The organism is Marinobacter sp., assembly GCF_052091845.1.
Classification (GTDB): Bacteria; Pseudomonadota; Gammaproteobacteria; order Pseudomonadales; family Oleiphilaceae; genus Marinobacter.
Genome location: NZ_JBQDCO010000072.1, coordinates 1 through 11,943, shown reverse-complemented (window position 1 = coordinate 11,943; position 11,943 = coordinate 1). Strand labels below are relative to the sequence as shown.

The following is an 11,943-nucleotide window of genomic DNA, read 5'->3' as shown; positions in this document are numbered from 1 at the left end:
CCACATCCCCTAAAGTAACGGCACAACCTCTAACAAGGATAAACGGTTGCCGTGATGAAACTTCTTATGTTCTTGCCCGTTTCCGTACTTTTTCTCACTATGGCCGGCTGCGGCGAAGAGTCTGATGAGCTGCCTGTGGATGGGCGGGATTTTGATGGCGTGAAGTACAGTGAGCCCACCCCATACACTGGCAAGGTTATAGACGGCTACCTGAAAAATGCCCGGGTGTGGCTGGATATAGACGGCGATAGCCAATACACGCCGGGGCCAATGGAGTTTGAATTGGCCTCGGGCCGAACCGTTACCCTGGATTCGGGGGAGCCCACCACGATGAGTGGCGAAGGTGGGGCTTTCTCTCTGGATACTTCGGAACTTGTGGTAGCGCCAGACGTAGGTCCTGATATCGACCCACGCACCTTTCCCCTTTATGCGCTGGCCCTTCCCGGGAAAACACTGGAGCATACCCACAGTGGAGAGGCGGCGGTTCCTCGTGCCTTTATGCTTTCGGCCGCGCCCGGCGTGCGCAACATTACCCCGCTTACAACCCTGGCGCGCTATCGTCGTCTTACCTCTCCGGACCCACTGGCAAGTGCCACAGATACCGCTTTGCCAGGCCTGGCCGGAATCAACCTGCTTAAGGATTATGTGCTGGATAAAGACAACCGTGCCCATGCGTATGCGCGAGCCATGGCACGTTTTATGGCAAGCCAGTTTCCGGAGGAATATAACAACGAGCTTGCCAAGCCTGAAAGCGACGGCACAGAGCGCCTTCTCAGCCGCCCGGGCGCTTTTCTTCTTGGTATCTCCCTGGTGCAGAACGCCAGCGACGTGATAGCCGCTGTTGATGCGGCCGTGCAGGGAAACTACGCAAACCTTGATATTGATTTGGTCGAACTGCCAGAGGTGCCCATAGAGTTGGGCGACCCTGTGCTGCTGACCAGCCAGAGTGTGTATGCTCAACCGAAGCAGTCGGAGCAGCTTCCAGTCAGAAGCTCCAACCTGCTGGTTTCGGCAGAACTGGCGTTTGATTACAGTGAAGACGGGCGCCTGCAATCTATCAGTGCTGACGGCTGCCTCGCGCCCTCCATACAGGAAATCGCAAGGCTGGTGAGTGTGCGTGGCTATATGGCAAATCTCAGTACCCAGTGGCTGCCTTCAGTGTCTTTATCGCCCCAGAGCAGAATTGCCTATAGCGAACCGGGCATGGATGAACGCCTGGAATTTGATTGGGCAGCCGGTACCGCTACCTTTGAAACCCGCACCACCTGCCATGCGCTTGAGGGTATTCAGCCAGGCTCGACCGAGCTGGGGGGAAGCCCCGAAGTAACCTACAGCTGGAGCTTTAGCGATGGAAAGCTGGCAGAGTTGATCGCTCGGATTTCCCGGCAAAACGGCCCTCTCATCCGAACACTGATTCCGCGGCGAACAAATGCCACTGGCGGCTTTCCGGGATACCAGCTTGAAGAGGCGGGTAAGGAACTTGAATCCCTGATTTATACCGATAAGCGTCAAACCTGCAGGATTGATAAAGACAATGTCGATGCCGTGAATGCGGGGCATGTGGTTACAAGCACTCAAAACTATGAGTTCTCCGGATATGAACCCCAGCCAGAGACTTTCACCGGGCTGTTCATGGAATTTGATACCCGGGGCAAGTCTGAACTTGAACAGGACATACAGTTTAACCGGCCCTTACGCTATGGGTTTCTCGCGCCCGAGATGTCCGGGCTGAGCCATGTGGATAGCGGGCAGGGGTTTGAGTGGGCTTTATACTACCCGGCCATAAACGGAGAACAGCCAGCTGACGGCACTCAAAACCTCATAACGTCAGCATATCTGAAAAACCATGGTGGCAATCGCGCCTGCGGGCGCGAGTTTGAGGACGGGTCGAGTGGCGACACCTACGCACGGGTGAGCTACCGTTACCAAAATCTGTCGGAATACCTTGTGGAGTTGTTACGATAACCAGCGGCTACACACAAAGCGGGCCACAAACATCAAACCAGGGCCTATGCTTCAAGGCGAACACATTTGGTGATGCCTTCCACAACGCTAAAACACCCGCTGCGCTGCATGCTCCCGTAACCATTCCCGACACTGCTGGTACTCGGGCATAACCCGCGCCATTTCCCGCCAGAATTCCGGGGAATGGTCATGCCGTATAAGGTGGCAGAGTTCGTGAATCACCACGTAATCGACCATGCGGTTAGGTGCCGTCATAATCTGCCAGTTAAATTCCAGCTTGCCCCTGGCCGTGCAGCTACCCCAGCGGGACTTGAACGTGCGAATGCCCACGCCGGCAGGTTCTACGCCAACGATGGGTGCGAAGCGTTTAACCTTTTCCTGCAGCTTTTGTTCTGCCTGGCGTTTGTACCAACGCACCAGGGCGTTCCGGATCATGTATGGCCTTTCATCGCCTTTGGGTAGGGTTGCCACCAAACGCCCGTTCAGAAGCTTTACAGGGGCGAAGCTGCCAGTTTCCACTTTCAGGCGATAGTTGCGCCCCAGGTACGGAAACGCCTCACCTGACACATACTGTTTGGTGCTGGCGGGGTTCAGTTCCCGTTGCAGGGCAATCTTTTCTTTAATCCATTGGCGCTTGGCAACCAACAGCTGATCAATCTTCTCCCCACTGGTGTTGGTTGGCACCACAATGGATACGGCACCTTCTTCCACCCGAATATCTGCCGACTTGCGCCGGTTAGTGCGGATGACTTCAGCAATAAAACCATTGCCATCCCGGTATTCAATCGCTGAATCATTCGCCATGGGTGTCATACGCTCACTTGGCACCAAAACGGGTTTGCGCCAGTTCCATAAAACGATCCTGCACCACGGTCACAATGGCTTTGTCACCAAACGAGCAATCCAGAACCGCGCGTTTGATTTCTTTCTTCATTCGCTTCACTTCGTCCAGCTTGCTGAAGAAATCCACAATTTGCGTAGCTTCATCAAACATGCCCACCAAGCCTTGGCTGGTCTGTTTGATTTCATCGTGTACGGCTTCGCTGATCGCATCGTCGCCACTGTGGGCGGTCACTTCCGACATCAGAATGTTGTAAAAGGCGAACTCGGTATCCGTCAGCCCCAGATCGTCAGCGGCTTGGGTGCGGGCTGTTTCAATGCTGTTTCGGAACTCGAACAGCATTTCAGCTTGTTGTTCCCACTTGCCGTTGGTTTTTTCAATGATGTCTCGTAACCGCAAACTCAGTGACCGGTAATATTCCGGGTCTTCGTCCAGATTCACCGTGATGTGGTGCTTGATGGCGCTTTCGATTTCGGAGGCGCGGGATTCCGGTGACTTGATCTGATCCACCGCATCCTTGAAGTTTGCCGCCATGAGGTCAACGGGTGGTATTTTGGGATCGACGCCGGTGCTGACGATGTGTTCTTCCACCAATTGCCGTACCTTTTCACCCACATCCTCGATGTTCAAGCCGGGATCACGGTAAAGGGTGCGGGCGGCGTTTTGCAACTTGCCCCAGAATTTCAGGTCGGGCACGAACGGTTTGGCAGCCACATCAGGAAGCACCACATCCATTTGCTTGGCAAAGCGTTTGAACGCCAGCTCAAATTGCTGGCGGATGTCTTCGTCTTTCAAAAATAAAACGTAGTCGTCAATGTCATCGCCTTTCACCCCACTGAACACATTGGCAACGCGAGTGTGAGTAGCTTTGAGCTTGGGGGTTTCGTCTTTCAGCGAATGATAGGTGCCTTCCACATCCTCACTGCTGAAATCCTTCAGGGCATCCGCCAAGTGGTCTGACAGTCCGTAGTAATCCACCACGAAGCCCGCCTGTTTACCTTTATAGGTGCGGTTCACCCGCGCAATGGCTTGCATCAATGTGTGGTCTTTCAGATTCCGGTCGATGTACATCACCTGCGCAATGGGCGCATCAAAACCGGTTAGCAGCATATCCTTCACAATCAGGAATGCCGTGGGGTCTTCTTTTTCTTTATCGGTGCCCAGTGGCTTGGTGAAGTTTTTGATCACCTGCTTTTGATGGGCGGCGTTGGTGTAGGGCGTGAAAATGGGCTCGTCATTATGCTTACCGGAAATGATCACTTCCGAAGGCGGTGCACCCAGATCATCCAGTGTTGTTTTGAACAGGGTGGCGGCGTAACGACTGCCCACTACGATCATGGCTTTAAAGCCGTTGGGCTGAATGTGTTCACGGTAATGCTTTAGCAGATTGATACAGACCCAGCGGATACGGGCGGGCGCTTCACGAACAGCACGTTCCACCCCGTATTTCTTTTTGATTTCGCGCTTATCGTCGTCACTAAAGTCTTTGAAATATTCTTCAAACAGCGCATCCAGCGAATCGCCCACCACATCACTGCGAACCTGCCGACCTTCGTAGATGATGCGCACGGTGGCACCGTCTTCAACGGCTTCGTTGATTCTGTACTGGTCAATGTACCCGCCAAACGCCTGATCCATTTTCTGGGTTTTCAGCAGGGGTGTACCGGTGAAGCCAATCTTGGGGGCGTTGGGCAATGCTGCGTTGATGGTGGCTGCCAGATTGCCGAACTGGGTGCGGTGGGCTTCGTCCGCCAGCACAATGATTTTGTCACTGGGGTTCAGGTCTTTGAAGTCGTCTTCCGCTTCCGCATCCTGAAACTTCTGCACCATGGCGGTCACAATATCGGACGATTCACGGCTTAACAGGGTTTTCAATTCTGCAACGGAACCGGCGTTGTGCACGGTTTCACTTTGGGCATCGCGAAAGGTATTGGACAGCTGTGAATCCAATTGAGTGCGGTCAGTCACGAACACCAGTTTGTATTGTTGCAACTCCGGGTCTCGGCGTATTTTCACAGCCAGCATGACCATGGTCAGAGACTTGCCAGAGCCCTGGGTATGCCAGACGACCCCTGATTTCTCTTTGCGGTCTGTGCCGGTTCTGAGGCGGTCGATGACCTTATTCACGGCGCGATATTGCTGGTAACGCGCCACCTTCTTGATAAGGCGACCGTCCACCGGCTCAAAGATGGTGAAGTTCTGAATCAGATCAAGGAAGTTTGCACGATCAAACATGCCCGCCAGCAGGCGTTGCTGTGGGGTAATTTCCGTTTGATTGTTTGCGCCACCGGCAATCTGTTGAGCCTGTGCCAAATACGCCGGTGATGGCACGTCAGACAGCATGACGGCATTGCTGCCAACAGGGGTGGAAGACGGCACAGCCATCGCCCGAATATCAGCATCCGTGTACGGGTGGGCATCTTTCCAATCGCTGTAATGTTGGGCACTGGAACTGATGGTGCCAACCTTGGCTTGATCACGGCAGGTGGTGACCATTAACTGGTTGTACCAGAATAGCTTTTGTGCGCCTTCGTCGGATTCTGGGTAACGCAGGTTGGCGTAGCGGCGCAATTGGTTAATGCCTTCACCAACGGCATCCGCCACGTATGGAGATTTGCACTCAATCACCGCCAGTGGCAAGCCATTCACGAAGCAAACAATATCGGGAATGATATTCTGATTTGCGCCTTCAATCTTGAATTGGCTGGTACACAGAAAGTCATTGTTGGCAGGGTTGTCGAAATCGATGATCCTGACCGTTTGCCCTTTGCGCCCCTTGCCCAAATCCTGCTCGACGGACAGGTAATTGACCAGCATTTGGTAAATGCCGTGGTTATATTCCATCAGGGCTGCATGGTTTGGGTGGGTGATCTCACGCATCACCTTGCGCAGATTTTCGTCACTGATCCACGGGTTCAGCTTGCGCAGGGCGGTTTCAAGACGGTTGGTCAACACTACATCGCGGTAGTAATCACGCTCACCCTTTTTTGAGCCAGTGCCGACCAACGCCGGTGCGAGATCAGCGCCTGGCACATACTGCCAGCCCAGCTTGATGAGTTGGTCGATGGCGGGCTGTTCAACTTTTTCGATTTCGTCTTGGTACAACTTTGTCTCCCGCTAGCGTCTAAAAAAGAGCGTTAAGCAATGTGGAATCGGCAAGAGTTGCTCAAATGGAGATAGAGAAAGCCTTGTGTAACGATTTCAGGTTATCCCTTACATAAGGGTTTCTCTATGTAAGGGATGTAGTTTCTGCTTACAAAAGGCTTCCAGTATTAGTCTGAGAACAGTTCCAAATGGCCAGAATAGTAACTTGCTTTTTAATAGCAGGCCATGCAACCATAGGTGCAAATGGACTGCGGATTCGCGGTCGGCAATTAGCCTCGGTGGATTCATCGGGGCTTTTTGCTTTCTTAATCATGGAAATGACTTCAATCCTCGGCCATTTCGACTGGCCCCGCCATAAAACTTTTTCTCCAGCACTTCAAACGCCCGGTTCTCCTGGTTCGGCCGGAGTAGGTGCAAACCGACCGGGCGTGCGACTAAATCTGCGAACTGTAAGCCTGTTGAATTACTTTTCTTGTCTGAGAATATCAGCTCAAAGGGTAGGTCTCTCTTTTCAAAGTTTTCGCCATCACAAATCCTGCGAAATGCCAGTTCCAGTTCGTCGTCCTCGGTTCGACCGCGCTTTTCCACGATGATGTGGGTTTTCTTGTTGCCTGCACCTTTCTGGCGAAGAAAATAGAAAACACGTTCGAGCCCATAGCCGAGTGCTACATGATATGGGTTGTCAGGTTCGCTATATCGTTCACGGTAGGCCTCTTTGCGAATGACCGAACAGACCAGCGTGAAATTCGCCTGCTCCATAATGCATGTTAGCTCACCCAGAAACTTGGATTTTCGCTCCGGACTGTTCAGGAACGAAAAATCGCCACGATCTCGACGGATATCAGTTTCATGGAGGATTACCTGATCGTGACCGAAGTGCCTGAACTTGAAGTCCTGCAGCGCTGGCGTAACCTGATCTATATAGTCCCGTTTGTGAAAGATACAGAAAGCCAGCACAAACACAGGATAGTGTGGGTCAATGCTCTGCAGCCCGTGGTCTCCGCTTTCATCGACGTAAACAACGTAGTCGCTATGGTTCATCCTTGATTGCAGTGGGCGCGTTAAGCAACCACTGACTCCCTTTGGTTTGTGTTGACGCGGACCTTGCCGGTGAGCAGGTCCTGCATTAGGGCTTTTTTCGTATGCAAGGTCGTGCGCAACTTTCGCGCTTTGGATTGTATTACATCGTCAATTGAGTCAAGTGATTGCGCAATTTTCAGCTGTTCTTGTTTAGGCGGAATAGCTATCAAGCACTGAGATAACAGGGTGCCATTCGTAAGCGCCCTTGTTGTATAGGAGCAAGACGAAACGATTTGCTTTCTAACGTACTCTGAGGAAAAGCAGTATTTACAAAACTGGATTTCGAGCATATTGGTCACTGGGCGACCTCTCAGGGTGAACCCGCTAAACGAAACATTTTCAGCCTGATCCAAGAATACAGCCGACATACCTATTTCGTTTGGCACTTCAGACGTACGTGTAAAAAACACGTCTCCTTGCCTAACCTCAAAACGCTCGTGTTCGGACTGAGTTAGCTCAACCTTTCCAGCCAAATCAGAAAGTGTAATTCCATGCCTATGGATCAGGTCAAGGAAGTTGGCACGATCAAACATGCCCGCCAGCAGGCGTTGCTGTGGGGTAATTTCCGTTTGATTGTTTGCGCCACCGGCAATCTGTTGAGCCTGTGCCAAATACGCCGGTGATGGCACGTCAGACAGCATGACGGCATTGCTGCCAACAGGGGTGGAAGACGGCACAGCCATCGCCCGAATATCAGCATCCGTGTACGGGTGGGCATCTTTCCAATCGCTGTAATGTTGGGCGCTGGAGCTTATGGTGCCCACCTTGGCTTGATCACGACAGGTGGTAACCATTAACTGGTTATACCAGAACAGCTTTTGTGCACCCGCGTCTGACTCTGGGTAACGAAGGTTGGCATAACGGCGCAGCTGAACAATGCCTTCGGCGATGGCGTCAGCCACGTATGGGGATTTACACTCGATTATCGCCAACGGCAAGCCGTTCACGAAGCAGACAATATCGGGAACGATGTTCTTGTTAGCGCCTTCAATTTTGAATTGACTGGTGCACAGAAAGTCATTGTTGGCAGGGTTATCGAAATCAATGATCCTGACCGTTTGCCCTTTGCGCCCCTTGCCCAAATCCTGTTCTACGGACAGATAGTTCACCAGCATCTGATAAATGCCGTGGTTATATTCCATCAGGGCTGCATGGTTTGGGTGGGTGATCTCACGCATCACCTTGCGCAGATTTTCGTCACTGATCCACGGGTTCAGCTTGCGCAGGGCGGTTTCAAGACGGTTGGTCAGCACCACATCGCGGTAGTAATCACGCTCGCCACTTTGCGAGTCGTAGGCAGACGCTACCGGCGCGAGACTGGCACCGGGCACATACTGCCAGCCTAATTTGATGAGCTGATCAATGGCGGGCTGTTCTACTTTGGTTTCTTCGTCTTTAAACATGCTGGCTACTACTGAAACCCACTTGTTATGTTTTGGTTGCTGTTAATGTCTGCTTGCCCAAAGGTGTCAGGCGATATTTCTGCAATCTGCTGCGCGGCTTGTCGGGAATAGTCATTTCGATCAGACCCTTGCTTATGCATGCTTGCTGGTAATATACCCTAAAGTGCTTCTCATCCTTTAACCCCAGCACGGCCATGATCTCCGCGCGCGTCATTTCCTCTGTTAGCGCAGCAAGCATGCAAACAATTTCAGGAGTGACTTCGGGGGTGACTTCGGGGGTGACTTCGGGGGTAGCTTGTTCAGTTTTTACAAACCCTTCATGAACCGGCAGCTGAATAAGGAAATAACTGCGCTCCTCATCGGTTTCAAAAACAGGTGTTGGCGAGCCATTTTGCTGCATAACCCGTAAAACTTTAGGCAAGCCCGTGGAGCGCCCTTCGGTTAAATCCAGCTCTTTTAAAAACTCGCCAATACGGCGATTGCGATAGCGGCGGCTCACGCCTTTGCCTTGTTCTAAATCTGCCAAACTGATTGAGCGATCAGGCCCGGGGAAGCTCAGTACCATTAACTCCTGGGCATCAATACGCACCTCTATCGGCTCGCGAATCTCATAAGAGCGATGGTAGACCGCATTCACCACGGCCTCCTCAATCGCCGCATACGGGAAGTTCCAAACGAAGGGCACAGTTGCCGCCAGTGATAGCAGTTCGCGCTCGGTTTCACCGACGGCTTTCACAGTGCTGGATTGCTTACGCACGTAAAATGCCCAATCTGATTTTTTATCATTTGGGCGAGTTTTTGCTTTATAAGGCCGTGTCTCTCCACCTGGTATCCACAACACTAAAATGTGCTTGCCTTGCACTTGATACACAGCCGTTAGCGGGTGATACGGTGGTTGAATGGCCGAGTTGCCCAGATTAAGCAGGGCTTTTTGAATGCTATCAATTTGTTCCGGCAGCAGGCCTCGCGGTGGCAGTATCGGCTGGCCGTGTGCCTCTGTAATGCCCATCACCAAATAGCCGCCGCCCAGGTTCTGAAAATCATTGGCAAACGCGCAGAGCGTATGCAATACGGACTCTGGGTTCCAGCCTTGCTTATACTCCACGCGCTCACTTTCTACCGTGCGCTGCTGGAGCAGGTTGTCGATATTTATTGGGAGCTTGGTTTGGGGCATAGACCTATCCTTGGTTTAGCTGGATTTCAGCCCAGTTTGATAGGCCGAAAAAATAGTACAAGTGGAGATGAAGAAAGCCTTATGTAATGATTTTATCGCTGCTCTTACATAAGGGTTTCTTTGTGTAAGGCAGCGCTTCTTTTCTGCATCAGGCAACCGCTGACTCCCTTTGGTCGGTTTTGACGCGGACTTTCCCGGTGAGTAGGTCTTGCATTATGGCTTTTTTAAGGTCTGTAACTGCTAGCAATTTTCGGTATGTTGCTTGAAGTTTCTCGTCCAGCGACATCAAAATGCCGACGATACTTTCTTGCTCCACCAGAGGCGGAACAACAATAGTTAGCTCCTGAAGCTTTTCAATTGTTAACGCTGCCTGACTTGAGCCCCCGGTAACACGATCAATCTCAACCTGAAAACCTTCGGATGCCATGATCTTGGCAAGATACTGTGATGAAATTGTAGGGCGAATATTTCTCAGCCAAAGCAAGTTTCCATCTTTGAAGTAAAACTCACGATCCTCCACAAGGTAAACTACACCAATGGTGCCTACTGCCGTGATCAATATGTCGCCCTGCTTTGGCGCGCCAAATTTTTCTGATATTTCGGTGAAACGCTGCTTGCTTATGTACAGTGGTTTCTCGATGTCCAGGCTTTTTGATTGTCTGATTACCTCTTTCGATCTAAAGAATGGTACACCGTCGGTAACGTACTCAGATTCACGAATTCGTTTGCTTGAGCCCACTTTCGCCAGCGAGTCAAGCCTCGCGACCTTCCAATTCGCCGGTATCCGCCCCACCGGCGAATCCTTGAATTCAGTGTGCGGAACGCCGCCCGGCCCAATCCCTTTGGTCAACAACTCCTGCATCATGCCGGTTTTCATGTCTTTCAGCTTGTTGGTCTGTGCGCGTGTTGTTTCGATCACGTCATCAACGGATGACAGGATGGTGGCGATTTTTTGTTGTTCGGGGAGTGGGGGGTAAGCCTTTTCTATGCCCCTAATGTCCTTTACCGACAGGTGCTTCACAGTGGTAGCACCAGTTGCCGCGTGTATGGAATCAAGATCATCTACGAGTGAATAAAACAGAAAGTCGCTATTGAACCCACCACTATTCGAAGCTTTAACTTTACAGATTCGTTGATTGAGTAGTGCGCTCTTTGTTTTCCACTTTACTATATTGAAATCGCCATCCATCCCAATCAAAATGTCACCGCTGCGCACTACGTATTCGTCGTCAAAGTCACCGGCGTAAAAAGTTTCCACGCTTTGCTTCACTAGATCACGAATACGGATGACACCCATCTTTGAGGGGTCATCGCAAAATAACGATGACTTAAATGGGTAGCCGGACAGAATATTGATCTTGCCGTTAAGGGGGTGAATAGACCACCCTTCAGGAACTGTATTACTCATATCCCAGCTCCTTCAGATAGCCCTTCATCACGCTTTCAGCTTCATCCACTTGCGCATCCAGTTCACTCAATGACACCCGATACTTGTCCCACCAGTGTTCCAGCTGGCTGATCACCTTGGCATCCACATCACCCACGGTTTCCCGTATGGCTTCTTTATTGTCGATCTCCGACTTGAAGTCGTAATAGTCTGCATCCCGTTTAACAAACACCGTGGACACATCAAAGCCTTCCAGTATTTCCTCACGGATGTACTCGCTTTGTACTTCGCGCACTGGGATACCTCCGTGAAGGATGGCGCGTACATCAAAGATTTCCGGGGGTGGGCTGGTGTCGGCGTAGCGGCGGATGTTCAGGTTGTAATCGTTCTCAGCAATGTCTGCCAGTGCGACCACTTTTGAATAGCGTTTAATTTCCACGTAGTCATCGAAGGTCTGAACAATTTTTTCAATGTCCTGTTGACGCAACTTGTTCTGGTTTTTGCCTTCTTCGTATTCCAGTTCGCTGTTGATGAACAGCACTTTGCCACGGCGCTCTGCCGGTTTGTTCTTGTTGATAATCAACAGGCAGGCTGGGATGCCGGTGCCGTAGAACAGGGCGGCAGGCAGTCCGATCACGGCTTCTAATAGGTCATCATTCAGAATGCCTTGGCGTATGGCTTTTTCACTGGAACCACGGAATAGCACACCGTGTGGCATCACCACGCCCATCATGCCTTCGGCGTTCAAACTGGCGATCATGTGTTGCACGAACGCCAAATCACCGGAATCTTTGGGTGGGGTGCCGTAAGGGAAGCGACCGTATGAATCAGCATCCGCTTCTTCTTTGCCCCACTTTTTCAGACTGAAGGGCGGGTTGGCGATGACCCGGTCAAAGGTCATCAACTCACCACCTTGGGTGTGCTGTGGATTCCCTAGGGAGACTCTGAATAAGTCTCAAAATCGGCGATAATACAGCCATCGTCAACC

7 protein-coding genes and 1 pseudogene are annotated in these 11,943 nt (G+C 51.5%); 1 reads left to right on the top strand and 7 read right to left on the bottom strand.

Features of this window, described 5'->3' with window-relative positions:
• The first annotated feature begins 54 nt into the window (after window positions 1-54).
• Complete coding sequence (locus ACTHYN_RS15570; protein WP_441813323.1) at window positions 55-1,965, top strand: hypothetical protein; 1,911 nt, start codon at window positions 55-57, stop codon at window positions 1,963-1,965.
• Between the two features lie 87 nt (window positions 1,966-2,052).
• Here ACTHYN_RS15570 and ACTHYN_RS15565 read toward each other — a convergent pair whose 3' ends face one another.
• The 7 genes and pseudogenes from ACTHYN_RS15565 to ACTHYN_RS15535 form a co-directional block, all read right to left on the bottom strand.
• Window positions 2,053-2,769 (bottom strand): M48 family metallopeptidase, encoded by a 717-nt coding sequence (locus ACTHYN_RS15565; RefSeq protein WP_441813322.1) that lies wholly within the window; start codon window positions 2,767-2,769, stop codon window positions 2,053-2,055.
• Between the two features lie 13 nt (window positions 2,770-2,782).
• The gene (locus ACTHYN_RS15560; protein WP_441813321.1) at window positions 2,783-5,911 is read right to left on the bottom strand and encodes a type I restriction endonuclease subunit R; all 3,129 of its coding nucleotides are present in this window, start codon (window positions 5,909-5,911) and stop codon (window positions 2,783-2,785) included.
• A gap of 309 nt (window positions 5,912-6,220) precedes the next feature.
• On the bottom strand, window positions 6,221-6,952 hold the full coding sequence (locus tag ACTHYN_RS15555; RefSeq protein WP_441813320.1) for a DUF3800 domain-containing protein: 732 nt from the start codon (window positions 6,950-6,952) through the stop codon (window positions 6,221-6,223).
• Between the two features lie 20 nt (window positions 6,953-6,972).
• Entirely contained in the window at window positions 6,973-8,394 is a 1,422-nt protein-coding gene (locus tag ACTHYN_RS15550; RefSeq protein ID WP_441813319.1) for a type I restriction endonuclease, read from the bottom strand.
• Between the two features lie 25 nt (window positions 8,395-8,419).
• The gene (locus ACTHYN_RS15545; protein WP_441813318.1) at window positions 8,420-9,568 is read right to left on the bottom strand and encodes a Fic family protein; all 1,149 of its coding nucleotides are present in this window, start codon (window positions 9,566-9,568) and stop codon (window positions 8,420-8,422) included.
• A 148-nt stretch (window positions 9,569-9,716) separates the two neighbouring features.
• Window positions 9,717-10,976 carry a restriction endonuclease subunit S gene (locus ACTHYN_RS15540; protein ID WP_441813317.1) on the bottom strand — a complete coding sequence of 420 codons (1,260 nt, stop codon included), beginning with the start codon at window positions 10,974-10,976 and terminating at the stop codon, window positions 9,717-9,719.
• A pseudogene (locus ACTHYN_RS15535) lies at window positions 10,969-11,883 on the bottom strand (N-6 DNA methylase); the annotation flags it as partial. The pseudogene ACTHYN_RS15535 and the gene ACTHYN_RS15540, both read right to left, overlap by 8 nt.
• Between the last annotated feature and the right edge of the window lie 60 nt (window positions 11,884-11,943).